Origin of the sequence: Pseudarthrobacter sp. TAF60_1 (genome assembly GCF_052113505.1) — a bacterium.
GTDB lineage: Bacteria > Actinomycetota > Actinomycetes > Actinomycetales > Micrococcaceae > Arthrobacter.
The window spans coordinates 126,171-147,780 of the sequence record NZ_JBFRDI010000005.1 but is presented as its reverse complement, the minus strand read 5'-3'; the positions used below and the strand labels follow the sequence as shown (position 1 = coordinate 147,780).

Sequence of the window (21,610 nt, the reverse complement as noted above, 5' to 3'; positions counted from 1 at the left end):
GAGCGTTGCGGCCGGGTTGGGACCGGCAGCCACATCATCGTAGCTGGCTGGCCGGTCTTCCAGCCGGAGGACGACGTCGGGTGTCAAGTCCTGCGGCCACCGGCGGCGAGGCGGCGCCACGGTCCGAGCCCTGGCTTAACCATGCGGGGCGTCTCAGGAGTTGAGCGTGCCCCTGACGATGCTGACGGTTGAGTGCGCAGGATTTCCGTCCATGGGCTCGTCAGAGACGTCGACAATCGGGAAGTCGGCAAGTTGCAGGCTGGCAGGCACCTCGAAGGTACCCGAGTCCGAATTCATGACGCCCAGGCTAACCAGCCGGGAGAGGTCGGGGGCTATCAGCCAGACTTCCTGATAACCCTTGGCTTCGTCCTTGCTGAGCTTCACTTCCAGCATGCGGGAGCCGTCCGGCGCCTTGACGACCTTGGCCGAGCCTGTGGCGGAGTACTGGGCCAGCGGTGTCAGGTCGGCTTTCGCGAGTGGCTGGGGTGCCTGGTTCAGCGTCCATATGGTACCTCCGGCAATTAGCAGCGTCGCCGCGGCGGCGGTCAGCCAGGTGCCGGGGCGCTGCCACCATGCGGCAGTCCGACGGCGGGCGGCACGGGCCGTGGGCTGCCCTGGCGTCGCTCCCTGCTGACGGTCGGGAACGGCGTACAGCGGCGCGCTGCCTTCGCGTACTTGGGCCTGTCCTGGCGCAGCGGGCTGCTCCGGTGCAGCGGGCTGCTCCGGTGCGGCAGGTTGCACCGGCCCAGCAGCCTTTTCCGGTGCGGCGGCCAGCGGATCTTCCTGCACAGCCTGAGACAAGCCCAGTTCCCGGTGAATGCCGGCCCATACCTGCGGGCCCGGGACCTCGAGGCTGCTGGCGTCCGGTGCAGTCTTCACGGCGGTCACCGCGCGGAGCAGGGCGGCGTAGTCCGCTGAGCAGCCGGCGCAGCTGCTCAGGTGGTCCCGGCCGTCGTCGTCCAGCCAGTCGCCGTAGAGCGCGAGGAGGCTCAACCGTTCCGGATCAAGATGCGGCATGGTCTACCTCCAATCTGTTTCTCAAGTGGGACAAGCTGCGGCGGATATGGCTCTTGACGGTACCAAGAGGAAGTTCAAGTTTCCGGGAGATCTGCTCATGCGTCAGGTCTTCGAAGAAGGCCAGCTTCATGATGGATCCCTGGGGTTCGCCGAGCCTGTCCAGTTCTCCGTCCAGGAGCAGCCTGTCGGCGAGAGCCTCGGCGGCTTCCTGCCCCGCGTCTGCCTCGCCCGGCCCCCGCACCCCGGCGACCGCCAGGACCTTCCGGAATTCCCGCGTTGAGGCGGATTGGGCGTCGGCAATGGCGTTCCGGGTAATGCCGACGATCCAGGCGGGGAGCCGTGCCACCTGCGGGTTGAAGGTGTTCCGTGAGCGCCAGACCCGGATGAAGACCTCCTGCGTGACGTCGTCAGCCGAGGAGCGGTCACGCATGGCACGCAGGGCCAGCGTGTGCACCAGCGGCGCGAACTCCCGGTAGGCCGCTGCCAGGGCACGCTCATCTCCCGCCATGAAGGAGGCAGTCAACACATCGTCCCACCCGGAGGACGCCTGGTCAGGGAGTGCCAAGCTGGACTCCTTCCCGGCATCGGTGACGAGAACCACGGCTGTATCAACGCTCACTCAAGGACCGCGGTGACAATCACATTGTCGCTGTAGTCCATTCGTTCGTCTAGCCACCGGCCGCCGCAGGTAACCACTTTCAGTTCGTGCGGGCCGCTACGGCGGAACAGCGAATCACCGTCAAAGTTGTCCTTGGCCATGAGCTCCACCGAGACCACTCGATAGTTCAGTGCCGGCGCGTCCTGCCGTCCCACTTCGATGACCGTCCCAGCTGCCAGTGTCTTCAGCAGCGAAAACGGCGCCCGCTCAGAGGTGGTGTCGATGTGTCCGGCTATGACGGCTGTACCGGCGGCGGCCCCGGGGGCGGCGCCATATCGGTACCACCCGGCCCGGTCGAAGGCGGCCGGTATCTCCATGGCTGCACCGGCTGCCACGCCCACGGGCACAACAGTCATGTTGATTGAGGTACCGGCCACCGTGAGCGACGTCGGAACAGGGGCTGGGTCGGCGGCCGCCGGCAGCGTGGCCGGCTGCACCGGAATGACGGCAGGGGGTCGGGCCGGGGTAGGGATTTCTGCCGGCGGGGTGGCCGCGGGGGCAGGACTTGCGTCCGCCGCGCTAACGCTCGCGGCCGCAATGGAGGGTCGTGGCACCGACGGCGGGGCCGGGGCACAGGCCGGAAGCAGCAGCGCCGCAGCGGCGGCAAAGGCAACCCCCCACGGAATGGGAGTACGACGGCGGGACTTACCTGCCGTCGTCGTGTTCGGTTTCATGACCGGCCTTTCCGCAGCTTGCGTCTGCTGCCTGGTTGATAACGAAGGGCGGCCCGGCCGCCGGGTGGTGTGGGCGGCCGGGACCTATGCTGATGTTCCCGTCTTGCTGCCGGGTGCGTTAGCGTTCCCGCAGTTCGGCGATGGTGCGCGCCATCCCGAGGCCACCAAGGAGCAGGACCAAGGCGAGGGCGCCGAATCCAACCCAGACCACAATGGATCCGGCCGATGCGTTGGCCGAGATGCTGCTGGCCGGCATTCCAGCGTCAGATGAGCCGTCACGTGCTCCCGGCACCGAGCCGGGAGCCGAGTGCAGGCCTTCGATGGTCTGTACGGCGAGCTTCAGGTTCTTGTCCGCAAGGCTGCCCCACGCGTAAACGATGGTGTGCGTACCCTCGGAGACTTTTACATCGGCGGGACCGATCACCGGGGCCGTAGTGCCGGTTGCAGCCACCGCAGCCGAGATGGTGCCGGGATCCAGGCTGAGCGTCTGCTCGGCCGGGTTGGCAAGGTTGGACACCACGGCGGCGCCGCCGGCGAGCACATCCACGGCGGGCGCCGCGGCCGCGTGCCGTACGGTCAGCTTGCCCTTGCCTGCTGCAATCCGTGACACGTCATTGGTAAAAAGGTTCGCGGTCGGCTTGCCTGCTGCGTCGAGGTTGGCCACTGCGGTGTAGTTGCCGCTCGCAGCCAGGTTGACGGTGACTGGCCCAATGACGGGTGCCGAGGCGTCCGCGGCATCCGAGGCTGTGATCGCTAGTTCATAAGCGCCCGGCGGCAGTGCCAGCGGACCGGCGAGCGATCCCGGGGCGAAATCATCCAGGGTGCGGGCGCCGTTCACCCACACGTCCACTGTCAGCCCGGGCACGCCGTGCAGCACTGAAAGATGGGCGTCCCCTTCGGCTGCCTGGGCGGGGCCGGCGAGCGCGATTGCTGCCGCAAGTGCCACCGCGCCGGCTCCCGCCGTGAAAATGCTTCTGCGCATGTCCTTCTCCTTCATCGGCCCGGCTCGCGGGCGTTTTTTGGCTTACACCTGCACTACTGGCCCGGCATCGGATTTGGATGCAAATGCACAGAAATTTCTTTGGCTAGCTTTGCAGTGGACGCAAAGCCGCTAGGCGGTCAGGGATGCTTTCAACCAATGAAAACCTGTCTCCTCTCAGCCGGCGATGTCAGGGATGCTGGTTCGAGACCCCACATCAGGGCGAACCAGGAAAGAAGGAACCGATGTCCCTCAGCGTTGAGGAAATGAACCAGCAGCTGCCGGTGTCCAATGCCTTGCCGGGCGAGGCTGTGCCGTACTACATGGCCTCCGGGGAAGGCGCCCGCTACGAGATCAACGGACAGCTCGTGACGGTGATTGCCCGCGCGGCCGACACCGGCGGGATCTTTAGCGCCGCCTACATCTCCGGCGGCATGGGGGCGGAATCACCCTTCGTCAGCCACAAGGTGGAGCACAAGACCCTTTACGTCTTCGACGGCATCCTGCATGTCTGGCTCCCGGGCGAAAGCCGCATTCTCACGCCGGGCGACTCGGTGGTCATTCCGCCCAACACGCCGCACGCCTACCGGATGGCCAGCCACTACACCCGCTTCTTGAACTGGATGACCCCCGGCGGCGCGGAGGCCTACTATGAGCGCGTGGGCACGCCCATCGATTCCCACATCCCTCCCGTCCGCGCCGGCCACAAGGCCAGCGTCCAGGAACAGGCGGAAATCGGCGCCGAGTTCGGCATGACCTTCCCGGACGTTGAGCGGGTCACCCCGACGTTCAAGCACGACGCCGGCCTGCCGCCCACGCAGAGCCCGTACTTCCTCAGTGCTCACGAAGGTGAGCGCCTGGTCAGCTATCAGACGATGTTCACGTACCTGTCCCGGCCGGCCAACACGGGCTCGAACTACTTCGCCGTGCACACCAAGGGCGCCAAGAGCCCCTACATCCCGCTGCATTTCCACTCCGAGCACACCGAGAACTTCCTGTGCACGGAGGGCCGGATGTGGCTCTATGCGAACGGCCGCGAGATGCTGCTGACCAAGGGGGATTTTGTGCACGCCCCGGCGGGCACCATCCACTCGTTCGCTTTCGATTCCCACAACACGCAGATGGTGGGTTTCCTGACGCCGTCGGTCTTCAACGGGTTCTTTGAGTACTTCAACAAGCCCACCGAGGACTACATGTACTCAGAAGGCGGCACGCCGTACATGGACATGGAAGGCTTCGGCCGGGCACAGGCGGAGTTGGACCTTACAGTGGTTGGTCCTCCCCCGCAGCGGCGCACTGCCCTGGAAATCTCCTAGCTCCTCGCCAGGCAAAACAATGGCCCGGACCTCCGAAAGGAAGTCCGGGCCAACTGCTTTAAGCCAACGCGGGGTCACTTCCGGCCCATCGAAGTGAATTCATTTGGCCGGAAGTGACCCCGCGTTGGTGTCTAGCTAGCTGCGTACTGCTTGACCAGTGCCCGGCCGTAGTCGTTGCCGTTGGGCGTCCGCACCACCGTATGCATGTGGAACGGCGCAGGGATGTCGTTGTTGAGGAAGACCCCGGTGTGGTGGTCGAGTTCCACGATGGCTACGGGGCTCTGGACGCGGAAGTAGAAGGCCTCCTCACCCTCCCAGCCGCCGATCCACGAGAACCAGGTTTCGGCGTAGTGTTCCTGGATTTCCCGGAGCCGGGCAGCGCGCGGCCCGGCGGGAAGATAGGAGATGGAGTCCTCGACAATCCTGTCCAGCAGCGCCAGCGCCGATGCCGGCATCGAGCTGACTGGAATGCCTTCGTAGGGGATCACGCGGTTGTCCTGGAAGCAGCCGGCGAGGTGCCGTTCGTCCCCTGGATGCAGCCGCCCTTCGGGCATGGCGGGATCCTCCATGTGCTCGAAGATCACGGCTTCGGCCCGGAGCTGGTCCGGCAGTTCAGCCATGAGCTCCCGGGCCCACCGGATGCGTTCCTTGAAGACCTTGACGCCCTCGTGCGGTCCGGCGTCGATGATGTCCGGCTCGGCGCCCAGGAACACCGGCGAGACCACCAGTTGACTGCCGGCTACCAGGCAATTGAGCGCCACATGGTGGCCGAACAGCTGCCAGCCCCACGGTTCGGTCTCGGATGGCACCCCGTAGAGGGCAAAGTTGTAGCTGTACTCGTTCATGAGCAGCGGCAGGTCCACCAAGTCACCCAGGAAACCGTTGATCCGCATCAGGTTCCGCGCCAGCGCATAACCCTCCGGGCTCAGGCTCGCTTCCACCACGGCCAGCGCGGCGTCGCGCAAAGCCGGATCCAGCTCGTCCAGCCGCAGGCCCGTGTCGTGCTGCATGAACTCGGGGTTGGCCCAGCTTTGCCACTCGTGGGCAGCCACCGGGTAGCTCAGCCTGCTCACGTGTTCCAGCGAGGCGAGCGCCAGCAGCTTTTCGGCCGCCGCCACCATGTGCTGCGTTGGAGCCTGCTCTCCGGGCAACGCGTCAGCAAGGGGGAACAGGCCTTCGCGGACCACGCCGTCGCTGGTTACGCCGGTGAAAGGCTGGGGGTAGAGCTTCTTCCAGCCTTCGATCATGGGGCCGGCGAACGGATCGTCTTTGGCCGCCTCGGCGTAGGACCGGGCATCCAAGCCGCGGACCTTGGCTACCCGCGGATGGTCGGGCTGAAACAGGTAATCACGAAATGACGGCGCTGACATGGCTGGTCTCCTCTGGTTCCAAAGATTGTGGGTGGGTCCAGCCCGCGGCGATCCGCAGGGCGTTGGCGGCAGCCTGCGCGGACGAGCCCCGCCACGCCACGTGCTGGTCCGGCCTCACGAGCACAGCGTCGGCGGCCCAGACGTCAGCCATGGGGGTGCCGGTCCGGGCCGGCCCCAGCGTTCCAACGGTGACCGGAACACCCAGGGCGGCTGCCGTGGTCGGAACTGGGGCGTACACGTCCTCGACGGCGGCGCCGGCCAATGTTCCGGCGTCGACCAGCAAGGTAAAGCCGCTGCCCAGAACGTCATAAACGGACGTGTCGTCATCAAGCCACACGTGCGGAAGGAGCGCGCCGGGGGTGGCGGACGGGGTGTAGCGGATGGGATCCTCGGCCGGAACGGGTGACCCGTCCGGGACCACCAGCGGTGATGCCGCGTAGCTGTAGCCGAGCACCAGCCCGAGGGAATCGAATTCACTCTGCTTGACGCCAAGCGCCGCGTGCGCGCTGGCCCGGGCGGCGTCTCCGGCGACACCTTCCGCCTCCAGGGCAGGGTCCGCGAAGTGGTAGGCCAGGGCCTTGCCGTTGGCTGCGGCGTCGTTGATGGTGCGCCCGGCCACGGGGCGCCGTTCGAGCTCGTAGCTGCCGAGCAAGCCGGGTCCGGCCCAGCCGTCAAGGACACCCGCGATTTTCCAAGCGAGGTTCGCGGCGTCGCCGATGCACGTGTTGAAACCGTGGCCGCCCCAGGGCGGATTCTGGTGTGCGGCGTCGCCTACCAGGAACACGCCGTCGTGACCGTAGGAGGGAGCCAGGAGCATGCGTGCGGTCCACGGATCCGTGGCGATGACGTCAACATCGACGTCGGCCCCCACCAGGGAGCGGACCAGTGCCACGGCATCCAGGTCTGCCGCTGCGTCGTCGCCCTGGGCTTCCACGCCCTGGATGATCGCCCACCAGGTCTGGTCCAGGTCCATGCGGCCCACCATGCCGGCAGCCCCCGGGCCCAGTACCCAATACTGGACGGCGGGGTCCAAGGTGATGGTTTCGGCCAGGTCAGCGGACCGGAAGAGAATACTGATGTTGGACAGTGCTGCAGAGCCTCCCTCCAGCCGCAGTCCCAGGCCACGGCGCACGGTGGAGGAACCGCCGTCGGCTCCTGCGAGGAACGTGCACCCCACGGTGCGGCGCCGGCCTGCGGTGTCTGCCACCGTTACCTGCCGGCCGGATCCCGAGCCTGCAAACGACTCGACCCGGAGGCCCGTCAGCAGAGTGGCACGCGCCGACGCCGCCACGGCTTCACGAAGCACGGATTCCAGCACCGGCTGCGGCACCTGCTGCCCGCACTCCGGCTGGGGTTCGTAGCGGCCTGATTCGAGCTGGAAGGCGTTGGTGAAGCGGCGGATTTCGCGGCCCGTCAGCGAGGTGCAGAAAATGATGTCCTGCGCGTACTCCACCGGAAGCGGTGCCGCACCGCGCAGTGCCGTTGAAAGGCCCAGGCGGCGCAGGTGCGTCATGGTGCGGGCATTGGTGGTCTTGGCACGCGGCCGGTCCGGATCGATGGACGTGCGCGGTTCGATGACAACGCTGCGGATACCCCGCTGGGCGAGGTCAAGGGCAAGGAACAATCCGCTGGGGCCTCCGCCGGAGATCAGGACCGGGGTGTCCTCCGGAAGGTCCTCCAGGCGGGCGTAGACAACGGCGGTCATCAGGCCCTCGCCCGGAGCGCGGCATCGCCGATGGGGGTGGTCAGCGTGCCCAGCCGGTCAATGTCGACTTCCACGGTGTCCCCGGCCTGCAGGAGCCACTGCGGGGTGCGGGCGTAGCCCACGCCCTCCGGGGTGCCGGTGGCGATCACGTCGCCGGGGTGGAGGGTGAAGGTTTCGCTGATCAGGGAGATGATGGCCGGCACGGAAAAGATCATGTCCCGGGTGTTGCCGTTCTGGACTTCGGTGCCGTTCACCCGGGTGCGGACCTGAAGGCCGTCGCGGAGGTCCCCCACCTCGTTGCGGCTCACCAAGGGGCCGAGCGGGCCGGTGAAGTCGCCGTTCTTGCCCAGCGTCCACTGGGACGTCAGCTTCTGGGCGCGCCGGGCGGTGAGGTCATTGAAGGTGGAGTACCCGAAGACGGCTTCTTCAGCGGCGGCCTCGTCCGCGGACTCGACGCGCTTGCCGATGTAGGCCGCAACTTCGCCTTCCCAGTCCAGCCCTGCTTCGCCGTCCGGTACGGGAACCGGGACGTTACCCACGGACAACGACGCGGTCCAGCGCCCGAACAGCGTGGGATAGGGCGGCAGGTCCTGGTCCTTGTAGCTGCCTTCGGCAGCGTGAGCCTTGTAGTTTAGTCCCACGCAGATCACGCGTGCGGACGCGGGAACCAGCGGCACTTCGGTGACGGTTCCGCGCTCCAGCGAGGTGCCGGCGTCGGCCGTTAAGGTTGCGGCCTTGTCCTGCCAGCCCGCTGGATCGGTCCAGAACTCGGCGACGGGTGCGAGCGGAAAAAGGTGCGGGTCCACGAGGGCTGCAACCCAGGATTCGCCACGGTGGTTGATACCAACAAACTGCATTAGGGGCCTTTCAATTCTTGCCCGGGCACGCGTGCCCGGGATGCTTGGGTCAGGAGTGCGCCTGGCGGCGGAAAAAATTCATGGTGGCGGCAGCGGCCGTGGCGGCCGCGGCAGGATCCTGCCCCGGCAGCTGCCACATGTGGTCGGCGCCCTCAATGAGCAAAAGTTCGACGTCGGTGCCCGCGGCTTCCAGCGCCGCGGCCAGCGTGCCGGACTGGGCCGGCGGAACAAAGCGGTCGGCAGTGCCGTGCGCCAGGAAGAACGGCGGGGCCTGCGTTCCCGCGTAGGTGATGGGGCTTGCGGCGGCGGCCTGCTCCGGCGCTTCAGCCGGCTGGGCGCCCAGAAGCAGCGCCTCCCGCGAGCCGGGATCATCGGCGCTGGCCACGGCGTCAGGCAGCGCCTGTTCGCCCATGCGGAGCAGGTCAGTGGGCGGGTACCAGGCGGCCACTGCGGCAACGGCGTCGCTGACATCCGTGAGCCCGCCGGCATCGTCCCGCCACTGCGGGGATCCGCCCGTCAGTCCCACCAGGCTGGCGAGATGTCCGCCAGCCGAATCGCCCCAGGCGTAGATCCTGTCCGGGTCCACGTTGTAGTCAGCCGCGTGAGCCCGAAGCCACCGTACGGCGGCCTTCGCGTCCAGCAGTTGGGCAGGAAAGGTGGCCACCGAACTCAGCCGGTAATCCGCCGAGGCCACCACGAACCCTGCGTCCACCAGACGCTCAATCGGGCTCAAAACCAGCGCGTCCACGGTAGGGCCAAGGGAAGATCGGGCCCCGACACGCCAGCCGCCGCCGTGGTAATGGATGACCGCCGGCAAAGCCCCGGACTGCTTCGGGGTTGCGGGAAGGTAGAGGTCAAGCAGCAGCGGGGCTGAGCCTTCAGGATGAGCAAACTCGATGCCCTTCAGAACCCGCCCTGCCGTCATCGTTGACTCCATGTCTTACCGCGCCGTTTCGTTCATGCGCCGGCCCACCACTGTGGACCGCGTCACTACTCAACTCTGGCGTACAGGGAGTCGGTCCCGCGTGGCCGGTTTCACTCAATGAAACAGGTTCGGGACCGGTGAAGGGACTGGTCAGCCCTTGGCATCACCCAGCGGCCGGCGCGCCAGCCAGGCGGCCACAATGGCGCCGGAAATGTTGTGCCACAGCGAGAACACGGCCGACGGCAGGGCAGCCAGCGGACTGAAGTGGGTGGTGGCCAGCGTCGCGGCGAGCCCGGAATTCTGCATCCCCACCTCGAAGGCGAGCGCGCGGCGTGCCTTGCTGTCAAGGCGGCCGAACTTACCCGCGAGGTAGCCCAGCCCGAGGCCGAACCCGTTGTGCAGCACCACTGCCAGGAACACAATGCCGCCTGCTGCCACGATCTTGGAGGCACTGCCGGCCACCACAATGGCCACAATCAGGGAGATGACGACGGCGGAGGCCCAGGGAAGTGCGGGCAGAACCTTCGCCACGAGCTTCTTGAGGAACAGCCGGGCCAGCAGGCCGGCCACCACCGGCAGGAGGACTGTTTTGGCGATGTCCAGGACCATGCCCGCGGCATCGATCTGGAGGTAGGAACCGGCGAGGAACAGGACCAGCAAAGGCGTGACCACGGGGGCGATGAGCGTCGAGACGGATGCCACTGCCACGGAAAGGGCCACGTCGCCCTTGGCCAGGAAGGCCATCACGTTGGAGGCCGTCCCGGACGGCGCGCAGCCCACCAGGATCAGGCCCACGGCCAGTTCCGGTTCCAGGTTCAGCCCGACGGCAATCAGCCAGCCGGCGCCGGGCATGATCACGTAGTGCGCCACAATGCCCAGGGCCACGGCCCACGGACGCCTGGCCACCGCGGCGAAGTCGGGCGGCGTCAGCGTGAGGCCCATGCAGAACATGATGATGCCCAGCAGGTACGGCACACTGGGCGCCATGGGCTTGAAGGCGCCAGGCGCGAGGAAGCCCACGATGCCTGCAATCACCACCAGGAGCGGAAACACCGTTACGGCGACGCGGGCGATCCGGCTTTCCGCGGCCAGTGCCGGGTTAAGGGGCGTCTCGCCCTGGGTGTTCTGTGATTTGGTTGCCTCGAGCATCCAATAATGCTGACACTTTGCGCCGGGTCTGCGCGAATTCATGACGGCGCGCGCGTAACCGGCATCGGTCCCGCGTGGGAAGGTGCGGACGGTGTGCCGCTAATGCGCCGTCGCCGAGGCCAGCTCCTTGGCCAGGAAGTCCAACACGGGCTGCGCCTCCGGGCTGCCTGCCGCATGGTTGAGGTGGCCATGGACCGCACCGCGGGCAAGGAAATAGGACACCGGGACACCGGCGCGCTGCAGGTTGGCGGCGAAGCTCTCCGATGAGCCGCGGGCGTCGTCGTACTCGCAGGCGACGATGGCCGTGGGCGGCAGCCCGGAAGGATAGGCGTAGCCGGGCATGGCGTACGAGGACGCCATGCTCACCGGGCCGCCCACGTAGTTTTCCGCCTGCCGCAGACCGTCCTCGGGGGTGAAGCGCAGGTGCCTGGGCAGTGTCACCATCACGGCCTCGTCCAGTCCGCCGGCGGGCGGCGGCAGCTCGGCGTGGAGGAAGGGGTAGGCCAGCAGGAGCTTCGCCGGGAGCGGCTTTCCGGCGTCGGTGAGGTACAGTGCCGCGCCTACGGCGAGATTGCCGCCCGCGCCCGCTCCGCCCAGGCACAGGAGTTCCGGATCCAGCCCGAGCCCGGCGGCATTGCTGCGGGCCCAGAACCAGCCGCTGAGGGCGTCGTCGTGGGGCACGGGAAAGTGCACGCCGTCGCGGGCCAGCCGGTAGTCCACGGACAGGACCGGCGTCCCGGTGGACGACAGCACCCGTGCCAAGTAGTCGGACTCCGGCATGTCCAGGCCGCCGCTGACGAATCCGCCGCCGTGCAGCCACACCAGCCCGGCTCCGGCCGCGCCGGCCACCTCGCCATAAATACGAATCGCCACCGGCCCATGCCGGCCATCGGCGGTGACGGTGCGGAGGGGAACATCGGGGCCCGCTTGTCCCGCGAGGGTTTCCGGGCCCTCAGGAGCAGCCAGGTACTGCGCGAAGCCCGCGTCCGGTGCCAGCTGTCCGCCGTCGGCAGGAGCGGACGCCTCCCGCGGCCCGGCTGTCATGGCGTGCCCAGCTTTTCCGCGAAGAATGCGACGGCGGCAGCAAGGATGGCATCAACCTGGTCCTCCGCGCCGAAGAAGCAGTGGTCAGCGCCTTTGATGGTGACCACTTCATGCTCCACCCCTGCGTCGGTGAGCGCCGCCGCCAGCAGGTCCGTCTGCTCATGCGGCACCAGACCGTCGCTGTCGCCGTGGATCAGCAGGAACGGCGGGGCGTCCGCCGTCACGTAACTGACCGGGCTCGCCGCAGCCAGGAGTGCGGGATCGTCGGAGCCGCCCACCAGCATGGGTCCGGGCTGAAGCGGCATCCCGGCAGGCACCGCGGCAGTCAGCGCCGGCGGGAACAGTCCAGCCAACTCGTCCCTGGGCGGGATCTGAGCGAGGGAGGAGGTTCCGTAGAAATCCACGACGGCGCTAATGCTGCAGGCGTGCCCCTGCGCGCCAAGGCCGCCATGCAAGTCTTCCCGGTTTCCGGTCAGGCCCAGCATCGCCGCCAGCTGGCCGCCTGCGGATTCGCCCCACGCCCCGAACCGGTCCGGATCGACACCGAGGTCCGCTGCGAACTCGCGCAGGTAGCGGACGGCGGCCTTCACATCGTGCAGCTGCGCCGGGAAGGGCGCCTCGAGGGAATGACGGTAGTCAACGGTCGCCACGGCCATCCCGGCTTCGTTGAGCAGGCGGAACACCGAATCCGGCGCGAAAGTGGGCGGCAGCTCGCGCCGGTCACCGAGCTGGAAGGCGCCCCCATGGACCCACACCACCAGCGGCACGGGCCCGGCGGCCTGGCGCGGAAGCCAAATATCCATCTTGAGCGGCCGGAAGCCGATGGCCCGGGCGTAGGTGACTTCCCGGTGGACCGCCGAAACGTCCGAGACGTTTTCGGGAACGCCCGGGGCGTTGTAGACCGGGAACGGCGGAACCTTCACTCCGCCAGGCCGGACCGTATCAAAGGGCTCGGTTTCGTGGACCTCGGTGGCTTCGTTGACACTCATGGGGCGCTCCTTACAAGCTGTTGGTTGTGGGTGGTTTGGCCGCTGGCGGCCGTGAAACTGTAGGTTCCGGGTCCGACGACGGAGGCAGGCTGGCCGGGAAGGCGGACTTCGGCGGTGGTGCCGGGGGGAATGTTCGCGCTGAGCTGCAGCCCGCCGTCGTCCGTTGTCCACTGCACGTCAATCAGGCCCTGCGGGCCGTGGTGCGAGGTGGCTGCAGAGGTCAGGCCGGCGCCGGGGCGCGGCTCGATGATGATGCGCTCCCAGCCCGCGCTGCCGGGAGCCTGCCGCAGTCCCGCCGTGTAGGAGTGGAGGAAGGAGACCACTGCCCCCTTGCTGTAGTGGTTCAGGGACTGGTGCGCGGTGCCGTCGGCGTCGAGGCCGTTCCACAGCTCCCACATGGTAGTGGCGCCGCGGTCCACCATGGTGAGCCACGACGGTTCCGAGTCCTGCATGAGGAGTTCGTAGGCCAGGTCCAGTTGACCGTTCCCGGCGAGGACGGGCAAAAGGTAGGGCGTGGCCAGGAAGCCGGTCCCCACGTGGGTGCCGGCGGCCCGGATTAGTGCGACCAGCTGGGCGGTGACGGCGGGGCGTTGCTCTCCGCCGACAAGGTGGAAGGCCAGCGCCCGGACATAGTTGGCCTGACTGGGGTGCACGACCTGCCCGGAGGAGTCCACGTATTCCGTCTCCCAGGCCTGCCGGACGTTCTCGGAGAGTGCAGCGAGCCCTGCGGCTTCCTGCCCGCGGCCCAGTACCCGGGCAATCTTCGCCATCAGCGCGCTGGTGTTCCGGTAATAGGCGGTGGCCACGATGCCGTGGTCGGCGGAGCGGGCGGCGAACAGGTCCGGTTCCGGGCCGTCCGGCTCCATCCATTCGCCCCAGTGGAACCCGGTGTCCCAGAGGTATTTCTCGTGCGCGGCCGGTGTTGGACTGGCAGTTGCCCGGGACACGTGCCGGTAGGATTCGGCCGTGGTCCGGACATAGTCCAGCCAGCGCGTCATCGCGTCCCAGTTCTCGGCGAGGATGGCGGCATCGCCGGTGGCCAGGTAGAGCTCCCACGGCACCATCACGATCGCGTCGCCCCAGCCCGCCGAGCCGTTCACGAAGGCCATGAAATCAGCCGATGTGGTTTCCGGGCCCGGCGACGGCGAGATGTTCGCAATGACGCCGTTCTCCCACTGGTCGGCGCGGACGTCGTTGAGCCACTTCCGCGAGAAACCCGTCACGTCGTAGAGGTACGCGGCGGTGGGCACGAACAGCTGCCAGTCCCCCGTCCAGCCGGCCTTCTCCCGCTGCGGGCAGTCGGTGGGGACCTCGCAGGCGTTGTCACGGAAGCTCCACTGCACGATTTCGTGCAGTTTGTTCAGGCGGCTGTCGCTGCAGGTGAAAGTGCCCAAAGGCTCCAGGTCGGTCTGGACCATGCAGGCCGTCATGTCCTCCGGCGCCAGGTCCAGGGCCAGGCCCTGGACGGACACGTACTGGAAGCCGTGGGTGGTGTGCCGGGGCTCGAACACTTCTCCGGGACCGCCCGACGCCGTCACCTCATCAACCTGCCCGGCGGACAGGAACCGGCCGGGGCGCGTGAAGTCGTGCGGACGCAGGTGGTCCTGCGTGACATCGCCGTTGGAATCCAGCGCCTCGCCGTAGAGAAGGGTGACTGGCTCCCCCGCCGCACCAAGCCTGCTGAGGCGCACCCAGCCGTGGATGTTTTGGCCGAAATCCACCACCTGGTGTCCGTTGGCCAGCCGAGTGATGGATACCGGCGGGAGTTCCGCCACGATCCGGGTAGGCGGCGCCACCGGGCCGGTCAGCATCTCGTAACTGCATTGACGGACGACGGCGGCGCTCGCCGCAGGTGCTCTGCCGTCCCTTGCGTGCGGCATGCGGAAGTCGACCCGCTGGCCCGCCATCAGATCCGCACTGACGATTTCCGTTGGGGATACGAGCCACGACGAGTCCGTGCCGATGTCCGTTCGCCTGTTTCCGGACTCCAGTTCCAGCTGCGCGAGCAATGCCGTCTGCGTGCCGTACATGTCGGCGTCGCGGGTGTACCCGAATGTTCCGCGGTACCAGCCGTCGGTGAGGACGGCTTTGATGATGTTGGTGCCAGGCCGCAGCAGCGCGGTGATGTTGTACGTCTGGACCTGGAGGGTGGTGTTGTAGCTGGTGGAGCCGGGGGTGAGCTGCTGGTCCCCCACCCGCTGGCCGTTGAGGAAGAGCTCGTAGATTCCGTGGGCGGTGGCATAGGCGCGGGCTGTCTCCGGTGCTGCGTCCAGGGCGAAGGTCCTATGCAGGGCGTAGCCGGGGCGTTCGCCGGGCACTCCAACAGCGGGTTCCTCAGGACCGATCCACTGCGCGGTCCAGTCCGAAGCCTGCAGGAGGCCCAGCTCCACGGTCATGGGCTCTGACCAGTCGGAGGCGCTTTCGGCTCCGTCCGTTCCGGTGTTCCAGGTGCGGACCCGCCACTCGAACCGGCTGCGCGACTGTAGTGCGGGTCCGGAGTACGGCGCCCGGCACCGCCGGGACGTAACCCGGCCCGTGTCCCAGCCGTTGCTGGCCGTGATTTGGTACGCCGTCTGTTCCCTTGTTCCTGCCGGAGGTGTCCAGCTGAGCCGTGGCTCGGACACGGTGACGCCGAGGGCTTCCCGGAGGTGCTCGGCGCGAAGCCGGGTGGGGGCGGTCATGCGCAAGGGCTCCTGAACGTGGGGCGGCTGGAGTTCCAGCTTGGTATCCGGCGGGGTGAGGCCCACACAGTTCTTTCATTGGTTGGAATGGTATTGTGCTCTACCTCACGGACTGCCGTCCGAACTCATAACAGCGCAAGGACCACAGGCCATGACTGTCCAACCGGACACCGACACCAGCCCAACCCGCGGGAAGCGGCCCAAGCAGGGCGAACCGGTCATTGACCGGGCGCTGAGCCTGCTCGCCGTCTTTTCCGACCGCCGTCGGGCGCTGACCCTTTCGGAACTGGCCCGGCATGCCGGGATGCCCGCGCCCACCGCGCTGCGCCTGATCGCCCGGCTGGTGGCGTGGGGCGCGCTGGAGCGGCTCGACGACGGCCGGTACGTCGTGGGGGTGCGCTTATGGGAAGTGGCATCCCTGTCGCCGCGGGGCCACGGGGTGCGCGAGATCGCGCTGCCCTACCTCGAGGACCTCTTCGAGGTGACGCGGCACCACGTGCTGCTTGCCGTCCGTGACAACGAAGAGGCCGTGCTGATCGAGCGGCTGTCCTCGAAGGACGCTACCGAAGTCGCGTACCGGGTGGGCGGCAGGGCGCCGCTGCGGTCAACCGCCGTCGGGCTGGTGCTGCTGGCCGGCGCGGACCAGCACTTCCAGGAGGCCACGCTGCGGAAACCGCCGGAGAACGAACCCGGAGTGGACCCCATGCCCGAAGGCCAGCTGCGACGCACCCTCTCCGATGTCCGGCGCACCGGGATCGCGATGATCCGCCGCTCAGCCCCGTCGCGGACGGTCTCGGTGGCGTCGCCGATCTTTGACGCGCAGGGCGCCGTGGTGGCCGCGCTCTCGATCGTGGTCCCTGATGGTTCCACCCCGCCCAACGTGCTGGCCCCGGCGGTCCGCGCCACTGCGCGGGCGGTGTCGAGGAACCTGGGCCACCACGCCGAAGTCAGCCCCGGTGTGAGGACGCACTCCGAGGGGTGAGGGTCTCAGCCCTCACCGGTGTATCGCAGACGCCGCACCAGGACTTCACCTTCCACGGCGTAGACACCGACGGTCCGGCCGGTGAACGCCTTGGCGGTTTCGAAGGCCCAGTGCCGGCCGTCCAGTTCGGCCAGAAGCAGCCCTTCCCCACTCTCGTCAGCCCCTGAAGCCCTGACGAGGAGGCGGATTCTGTCGCCGCCGACGGCGCCGGCGCTGAAGTCCCGTGAGGGAGGCGTTGTCACGATCGCCAGCTCAACGTCGCCATGGGACACTACTGCGTCCCAGGTGCGTTCAAAACTGGCCACTACTGCGCGGGCAGTGACCCTGATAACGTCCCCGTCCTGTTTGGCTTCGATGCCGAACCAGTTGTCTTCGGCGTTGCGAACAGCCAACCCGCCCGTGCCGGAACTGACGTCGAGCAACGCCCGGCATTCGATCCCGATGTGGCGCTGCCGCTGGGCGAGCAAGCTGGGCCGGGGCGAATCCAGGCTGTTCCCGTCGCCCTTGAGAACAAGACCATCGGGCGTGCGTGCTGCGAATTCCGCAGGCAGCCTGCGCACCGCTATCCACGCCGGGTCCTCCAGGCCCGCCCCGTTGGTGAAGTGGTACTCGAGCCGTTCCGAACGCGTGCCGGCCAGCTGTGGCGTCCGGGGATGGGGCCAGCCGTCAATCCAGTCCACCGTGGTCAGGAACGTCTCCCGGCCCAGGGGCGAGAACGCCTGGGTGAGGCCCACGGGACGCACGCCGAGCAGCACCATGCCTGTGCCGCCGTCGGCAAGTTCGAACAGGTCCGCGTGCCCGGTGTTCTGGACCGGAGCGCCTGTTCCCGCGGCGGTGAGGATGGGGTTGTGCGGGGCCGGGTCAAAGGGTCCGTCGGGCCGGCGCGAGCGGGCGACGGTCACCGCATGGCCCCTGTCGGTTCCACCTTCGGCCGCAATCAGGTACCACCAGTCGCCGCGCTGGTAAAGGTGCGGCCCTTCAGGGGCAAAGAGCCCGCTACCGGACCATAAAAGACGTGGCTTTTCGAGCGCTACTCCCGTCGCAAGGTCCACGCGCACCTGCTGGATCGCGTCGGGGTGCCGGGCAAACGTCACGTAAGCGACGCCCTGCTCGTCCCAGGCAAGATCGGGGTCGATGCCGTCGACTGCCTCGATGACGGTCCCGTCGCTCCAAGGCCCGGCGGGGTCGGTTGCAGTGAACAGGACACAGCCCCGGCCGCCGAGGAAGACCGAGACGATCAGGTAGAACACACCGTCCCGGAACCTGAGGGTCGGCGCCCAGACACCCCCGGGGGTGGGAACGTCGGCCAGTTGGACCTGTTGTTCGCGCATTGCTACGTGGCCCACAAGCTGCCAGTTTTCGAGGTCCCTGCTGTGATAGATGGGGAGCCCCGGAAGGTATTCGAACGACGACGTGGCAACGTAGTAGCCCGCTGGCGTGCTGACGATGCTCGGATCAGGATTGAACCCCGAGAGGATGGGGTTGGACTTCATCGGTGCGGCGTCTCTCAATCATTTAGCGTTGCCGTGGTTTCGTCGGCGAAGGCATTCCTCCGGACTCCGCACGCCCTGGACTCAGTGCTGGCCCTTGATCACAAAGTAGGAACCGCGGATTGTGCCGGCGAGCTTTGACTTTTGGCGCGCGAACTTGAAGCTCGACGCCAGCTCCTCCGGAACGTCCATCCCGTCGGAGAGCTTGAAACCGACTGCCCGCTTGCTTCCGTCCTCGATGCCGTACATCACGTTGATGGACAGGCCAGACTCATAGAACACGTACGCCATCCGGGTGCCGTCCACCTCGAAGGATGAGACCTCCAGCGGGCGGGAGGAGATTGCGAGGTTGCGCTCGCTGGAGAGAATCCCTTGGATCCAGTCGAGCGTTTCCGGCGCCTCGTCTGCGGGCGTCACCGTGAAATCGTGGTCGTACTTGTTCTTGAAGTAGCGCGCCTCGTTGGCGCGCAGCCCTGCCAGCGCTTCAGCGACTGGCGAGGATTCCAGACCAACGGTGGACACGTTCTTGAAATCAACGGTGTACGGCATGCATCCTCCTGTGAATTTTCCTTCGCACATCGTCGCAGATTCAGGCAAGCCGCTGCACTGCCGACGCACCCCCGAGCCGACGGATCAGGTCCACCCACAATTCCGCGGCGTCAATTTGGTTGTGGACCACGGTTCCCGGCGCAGGTTGACTCGTGCGGGCGTCGAGACGCGGAACAAACGGCACCAGAACGCTGTCGCCAAGCGTCAGCGTGCTGCCGAGCTGCACGAACGGGGGCACGTCGAGCAGGCGCTCCGCCAGCCACGAACCGACCGGCGAGGCGGCAGCAAGGTCGTTCTTCACGGCATCCAGCGGAACGGTCATTCCTACGTACTCCTCGAAGGGAATCCGGACAACCGGCATCCCCGATGCCAGTACCTCCGTCGCCGCGTCAGGGTCGGTGCCGGAGTTGTACTCTCCCCCGCCGGCTTCTGCCAGCGTGCCGCCCACCCACACCAGCGCTGCCCTTTCGGCGAGGCTTGGGTCGAGCCGAAGCGCAGCAGCTACGTTGGTCAGCGGTCCTCCACACAGCACCGTGGTCCGGTCAAAGCGGTCGGAGGTGTCCACGATCGCTTGTGCTGCTGCGCTGACCTGCTTCTCAGTGATCCCGGCGGATTCTGCGCCGGCAATGACCCGCACGTCGTGTCGCTCCATCAGCTCGACGAGGCGCCCGACGAGCTCCCGTCCCCGCGCGGCTGTGGTTGTTGGGTCCACGCCTGCCGCTGAGGCCAGTCCCGGATCAAGTGACGATGTGGTGACCAGCACGGCAACATCCGGCCCGGACCGCACAAGGATGTGCGCCAGGGCAGCGAGGCCGTCAGGGTCGCCAGCGAAGTCGTTATCGACGATCAGTAAATCTCCGGACGCTTCAGACACAGCGCCTACGCTCACGACGGGACGGCCAGCGCGGTGGGCGCGGTGAAGCGGTGCGTGCCGCCGGGGACGCTGCGGTGCTCACCGCCCGGAAGTACGACGTCGGCCACCACGCCCGCCGGGACGGTCGCCTCAAGGTGGAAGGCGTCGCCGTCGAGCTTCCACTCCACGCGGACAGTTCCGTGCGGCGTCTTCAAGGAAGTTTTGGCCCAGTCGATGCCTTCGCCCGGCACCGGGGCGATCCGGACTTTGCTGTAGCCCGGCGCAAGCGGGCTGATCCCGCCGACTGATTTATGCAGCCAGTCCGCCACGGCGCCGAGGGCGTAGTGGTTGAAGCTGGTCATCTCGCCGGGGTTGATGGTTCCGTCCGGAAGCATGGAGTCCCAGCGCTCCCAGACCGTGGTGGCACCCATGGTCACCGGGTAGAGCCACGACGGGCAGCCCTCCTCCAGGAGCAGGCGGTAGGCCTCCTCGCTGTGCCCGGTGTCCGTGAGGGCGTGAGTGATGAACGGCGTGCCGGCAAAGCCGGTGGACACGCGGTAGTTGTTCTTCCGGACCAGCTCGGCAAGGCGCTCCCCGGCGAAGGCCACATGCTCGGCGCTCGGCAGGATCCCGAACGAAATCGCCAGTGCATAGACCGTGGTGCAGTCGCTGCGGATGGTGCCGTCGGCAGCCACGTAATGCTCCAGGAACGAGGCCTGCACCCGTGCAGCCAGCTGCTCAAAGTACTCGGCGTCCGCCTGCTGGCCCAGCAGCCGCGCTGTGTTGGCGGTGATGGATGCGGTACGGAACATGCACGTGGTGGCCACGACGCCGGTGTCCGCCTTCGCATCCCACGGCTTGTCCGGATCGGCGTCCGGATCCAGCCAGTCACCGAACTGGAAACCTGTGTCCCAGAGCCCGGTGGAGGACAGCAGCCCCTCCACGCGGCGGGTGTGCGAGGTCATCGATTCGTACTGGTTCCTCAGGACGGCATCATCCCCGTAGGCCTCCCACAGCGCCCACGGCACCCACACCGAGGCTTCGCTCCACAGCGCTGATGATTCCGGCGCGGGGAACTCTGGCGGCTGCGGGCAGTATTTCAGGGCGTCGGGGACGGTGATGGGCACGAGCCCGCCCTGGGCCCGCTGTTCCGCGGCAAGGTCCAGCAGCCAGTCCTGCAGGAAGCCCTTGACGTCGTAGAGGAACGCCGCGGTGGGCGCGAAGACGGCGATGTCGCCGGTCCAGCCGAGCCGCTCGTCCCGCTGCGGGCAGTCGGTGGGCAGGTCCAGGAAGTTGCTGCGGAGCCCCCAGACGATGTTGCGGTGCAGCTGGTTGACCAGTTCGTTGGAGCATTCGAAGGTGCCGGTGCGTTCCAGCTCGGAATGTACCACCACGGCCTCCAGAGAGTCCTCGGTGAGCGTGCCGGGCCAGCCGGAGATCTCCGCGTAGCGGAAACCGTGGAAGGTCTTGGTGGGCTCGAAGAAGTCCTCGCCGCCGGACAGGATGAACGTGTCCGTTGCTTTGGCGGAGCGCAGGGGGCGGACACCGAGTTCGCCGTCTTCCAGCAATTCGGCATGGCGGACGGTGATGGTCTCCCCTGCCTCGCCCCGGACGGTAAACCGGAGCCAGCCCACCAGGTTCTGGCCGAAGTCCACCAGCGTCTTGCCGCCGGGTGAGGTGAAGATCCGCACCGGTTGGAGAACGTCGGTGCGCACCACAGGCGGGCCCACCGGTTCAGCCAGCCGGTCGACGTCGAACTCGACCGTGTGCACGCCCGCCCAGGTGGTGCTGGCATGCGAGTCTCCGGCGCCGACGTTCGGGTCCGCCCAGCCGGGCTGGTTCCGGCGGGCATCGATGGTCTGCCCGTCATAAAGGTCATTGAAGGCGGTGGCCGAAGGGCCCGACTGCCAGGAGGAATCTGAGGCGATGGACTGAATGTGACCGTCCTCAAACTCGACGTCCAGCTGCCCGAAGAAGCCCAGTTCCTGGCCGTAGAGCCCGGACATGCCGTGCCAGGCCAGTCGCCCGCGGTACCAGCCGTTCCCCAGGGAGACGCCGAGCACGGTGGAGGGTGCCACCAGCCCGGTCACGTCATAGCTGCGGTAGCGGAGGCGCCATTCGTAGGAGCTCCAGCCCGGGCTGAGGACGTCGTCGCCTACGGGAACGCCGTTGATGAAGGCCTCGTAGATGCCGAATGCGGTGGCGCGGAGCGTCGCCCTGGCGACGGCTCCGTGCCCTTCCGCCAACTGGAACTCTTTGCGGAGCAGCGGGGCGCCGTCGAAGTCTTCATCGGGGGTGATCATGGCTGCTTGCCAGGGTGCCAGTGGCATGGAGGGTGTTCCGTTCTGCTTGCCGTCAGGAGGTGACGGAGG

The 21,610-nt window shown here is 67.3% G+C and carries 18 protein-coding genes; 2 read left to right on the top strand and 16 right to left on the bottom strand.

Annotated elements, in window-relative coordinates; translation table 11 throughout:
* Window positions 1-153 precede the first annotated feature (153 nt).
* The 4 genes from AB4Y73_RS07700 to AB4Y73_RS07685 all read right to left on the bottom strand — a co-directional run bounded on the left by AB4Y73_RS07700 (window position 154) and on the right by AB4Y73_RS07685 (window position 3,331).
* Entirely contained in the window at window positions 154-1,017 is an 864-nt protein-coding gene (locus tag AB4Y73_RS07700; RefSeq protein ID WP_441870540.1) for an anti-sigma factor, read from the bottom strand.
* Window positions 1,004-1,582, bottom strand: coding sequence for an RNA polymerase sigma factor (locus AB4Y73_RS07695; protein WP_441870538.1), 579 nt, complete (start codon window positions 1,580-1,582; stop codon window positions 1,004-1,006). The genes AB4Y73_RS07700 and AB4Y73_RS07695 overlap by 14 nt, the downstream gene beginning before the upstream one ends.
* Window positions 1,583-1,632: 50 nt before the next feature.
* On the bottom strand, window positions 1,633-2,349 hold the full coding sequence (locus AB4Y73_RS07690; protein WP_441870536.1) for a class F sortase: 717 nt from the start codon (window positions 2,347-2,349) through the stop codon (window positions 1,633-1,635).
* Between the two features lie 118 nt (window positions 2,350-2,467).
* On the bottom strand, window positions 2,468-3,331 hold the full coding sequence (locus AB4Y73_RS07685) for a DUF4397 domain-containing protein (RefSeq protein WP_441870534.1): 864 nt from the start codon (window positions 3,329-3,331) through the stop codon (window positions 2,468-2,470).
* Window positions 3,332-3,573: 242 nt separating this feature from the next.
* On the opposite strand from AB4Y73_RS07685, the gene AB4Y73_RS07680 reads away from it, so the two are divergent.
* Window positions 3,574-4,644, top strand: coding sequence for a quercetin 2,3-dioxygenase (locus tag AB4Y73_RS07680; RefSeq protein WP_441870532.1), 1,071 nt, complete (start codon window positions 3,574-3,576; stop codon window positions 4,642-4,644).
* A gap of 131 nt (window positions 4,645-4,775) precedes the next feature.
* On the opposite strand, the gene AB4Y73_RS07675 is transcribed toward AB4Y73_RS07680, so the two are convergent.
* The 8 genes from AB4Y73_RS07675 to AB4Y73_RS07640 all read right to left on the bottom strand — a co-directional run bounded on the left by AB4Y73_RS07675 (window position 4,776) and on the right by AB4Y73_RS07640 (window position 15,364).
* Window positions 4,776-6,014: a DUF3500 domain-containing protein gene (locus tag AB4Y73_RS07675; RefSeq protein ID WP_441870530.1), complete on the bottom strand. Its 1,239-nt coding sequence runs from the start codon at window positions 6,012-6,014 to the stop codon at window positions 4,776-4,778.
* Window positions 5,992-7,719, bottom strand: a complete 1,728-nt coding sequence (locus AB4Y73_RS07670) for an FAD-dependent monooxygenase (protein WP_441870528.1) — start codon at window positions 7,717-7,719, stop codon at window positions 5,992-5,994. Before AB4Y73_RS07670 ends, AB4Y73_RS07675 begins: the two co-directional genes overlap by 23 nt.
* Window positions 7,719-8,576, bottom strand: coding sequence for a fumarylacetoacetate hydrolase family protein (locus AB4Y73_RS07665; RefSeq protein ID WP_441870526.1), 858 nt, complete (start codon window positions 8,574-8,576; stop codon window positions 7,719-7,721). Before AB4Y73_RS07665 ends, AB4Y73_RS07670 begins: the two co-directional genes overlap by 1 nt.
* Before the next feature lie 49 nt (window positions 8,577-8,625).
* Entirely contained in the window at window positions 8,626-9,501 is an 876-nt protein-coding gene (locus AB4Y73_RS07660; protein WP_441870524.1) for an alpha/beta hydrolase fold domain-containing protein, read from the bottom strand.
* A 150-nt stretch (window positions 9,502-9,651) separates the two neighbouring features.
* Window positions 9,652-10,650, bottom strand: a complete 999-nt coding sequence (locus AB4Y73_RS07655) for a bile acid:sodium symporter family protein (protein WP_441870522.1) — start codon at window positions 10,648-10,650, stop codon at window positions 9,652-9,654.
* A gap of 99 nt (window positions 10,651-10,749) precedes the next feature.
* Window positions 10,750-11,694, bottom strand: a complete 945-nt coding sequence (locus AB4Y73_RS07650) for an alpha/beta hydrolase (RefSeq protein ID WP_441870520.1) — start codon at window positions 11,692-11,694, stop codon at window positions 10,750-10,752.
* Complete coding sequence (locus AB4Y73_RS07645; RefSeq protein ID WP_441870518.1) at window positions 11,691-12,683, bottom strand: alpha/beta hydrolase fold domain-containing protein; 993 nt, start codon at window positions 12,681-12,683, stop codon at window positions 11,691-11,693. The genes AB4Y73_RS07650 and AB4Y73_RS07645 overlap by 4 nt, the downstream gene beginning before the upstream one ends.
* The gene (locus tag AB4Y73_RS07640) at window positions 12,680-15,364 is read right to left on the bottom strand and encodes a family 78 glycoside hydrolase catalytic domain (RefSeq protein ID WP_441870516.1); all 2,685 of its coding nucleotides are present in this window, start codon (window positions 15,362-15,364) and stop codon (window positions 12,680-12,682) included. Before AB4Y73_RS07640 ends, AB4Y73_RS07645 begins: the two co-directional genes overlap by 4 nt.
* A gap of 151 nt (window positions 15,365-15,515) precedes the next feature.
* Here AB4Y73_RS07640 and AB4Y73_RS07635 point away from each other — a divergent pair, with 151 nt between their 5' ends.
* Entirely contained in the window at window positions 15,516-16,346 is an 831-nt protein-coding gene (locus AB4Y73_RS07635) for an IclR family transcriptional regulator (RefSeq protein WP_441870514.1), read from the top strand.
* Window positions 16,347-16,351: 5 nt separating this feature from the next.
* On the opposite strand, the gene AB4Y73_RS07630 is transcribed toward AB4Y73_RS07635, so the two are convergent.
* From AB4Y73_RS07630 to AB4Y73_RS07615, 4 genes are all read right to left on the bottom strand, one after another.
* Window positions 16,352-17,857, bottom strand: a complete 1,506-nt coding sequence (locus AB4Y73_RS07630) for a family 43 glycosylhydrolase (protein ID WP_441870512.1) — start codon at window positions 17,855-17,857, stop codon at window positions 16,352-16,354.
* A gap of 63 nt (window positions 17,858-17,920) precedes the next feature.
* Window positions 17,921-18,385, bottom strand: coding sequence for a phage tail protein (locus AB4Y73_RS07625; RefSeq protein ID WP_441870510.1), 465 nt, complete (start codon window positions 18,383-18,385; stop codon window positions 17,921-17,923).
* Between the two features lie 40 nt (window positions 18,386-18,425).
* Window positions 18,426-19,259 carry a nucleoside hydrolase gene (locus tag AB4Y73_RS07620; protein WP_441870508.1) on the bottom strand — a complete coding sequence of 278 codons (834 nt, stop codon included), beginning with the start codon at window positions 19,257-19,259 and terminating at the stop codon, window positions 18,426-18,428.
* A gap of 11 nt (window positions 19,260-19,270) precedes the next feature.
* Complete coding sequence (locus AB4Y73_RS07615) at window positions 19,271-21,568, bottom strand: family 78 glycoside hydrolase catalytic domain (protein WP_441870506.1); 2,298 nt, start codon at window positions 21,566-21,568, stop codon at window positions 19,271-19,273.
* Between the last annotated feature and the right edge of the window lie 42 nt (window positions 21,569-21,610).

Bases quoted from the DNA above. Each gene is read 5' to 3' on its own strand.
- AB4Y73_RS07700 (WP_441870540.1), bottom strand. From the start codon at position 1,017: ATGCCGCATCTTGATCCGGAACGGTTGAGCCTCCTCGCGCTCTACGGC.
- AB4Y73_RS07690 (WP_441870536.1), bottom strand. From the start codon at position 2,349: ATGAAACCGAACACGACGACGGCAGGTAAGTCCCGCCGTCGTACTCCC.
- AB4Y73_RS07685 (WP_441870534.1), bottom strand. From the start codon at position 3,331: ATGCGCAGAAGCATTTTCACGGCGGGAGCCGGCGCGGTGGCACTTGCG.
- AB4Y73_RS07680 (WP_441870532.1), top strand. From the start codon at position 3,574: ATGTCCCTCAGCGTTGAGGAAATGAACCAGCAGCTGCCGGTGTCCAAT.
- AB4Y73_RS07675 (WP_441870530.1), bottom strand. From the start codon at position 6,014: ATGTCAGCGCCGTCATTTCGTGATTACCTGTTTCAGCCCGACCATCCG.
- AB4Y73_RS07670 (WP_441870528.1), bottom strand. From the start codon at position 7,719: ATGACCGCCGTTGTCTACGCCCGCCTGGAGGACCTTCCGGAGGACACC.
- AB4Y73_RS07665 (WP_441870526.1), bottom strand. From the start codon at position 8,576: ATGCAGTTTGTTGGTATCAACCACCGTGGCGAATCCTGGGTTGCAGCC.
- AB4Y73_RS07660 (WP_441870524.1), bottom strand. From the start codon at position 9,501: ATGACGGCAGGGCGGGTTCTGAAGGGCATCGAGTTTGCTCATCCTGAA.
- AB4Y73_RS07655 (WP_441870522.1), bottom strand. From the start codon at position 10,650: ATGCTCGAGGCAACCAAATCACAGAACACCCAGGGCGAGACGCCCCTT.
- AB4Y73_RS07650 (WP_441870520.1), bottom strand. From the start codon at position 11,694: ATGACAGCCGGGCCGCGGGAGGCGTCCGCTCCTGCCGACGGCGGACAG.
- AB4Y73_RS07645 (WP_441870518.1), bottom strand. From the start codon at position 12,683: ATGAGTGTCAACGAAGCCACCGAGGTCCACGAAACCGAGCCCTTTGAT.
- AB4Y73_RS07640 (WP_441870516.1), bottom strand. From the start codon at position 15,364: ATGACCGCCCCCACCCGGCTTCGCGCCGAGCACCTCCGGGAAGCCCTC.
- AB4Y73_RS07635 (WP_441870514.1), top strand. From the start codon at position 15,516: ATGACTGTCCAACCGGACACCGACACCAGCCCAACCCGCGGGAAGCGG.
- AB4Y73_RS07625 (WP_441870510.1), bottom strand. From the start codon at position 18,385: ATGCCGTACACCGTTGATTTCAAGAACGTGTCCACCGTTGGTCTGGAA.
- AB4Y73_RS07615 (WP_441870506.1), bottom strand. From the start codon at position 21,568: ATGCCACTGGCACCCTGGCAAGCAGCCATGATCACCCCCGATGAAGAC.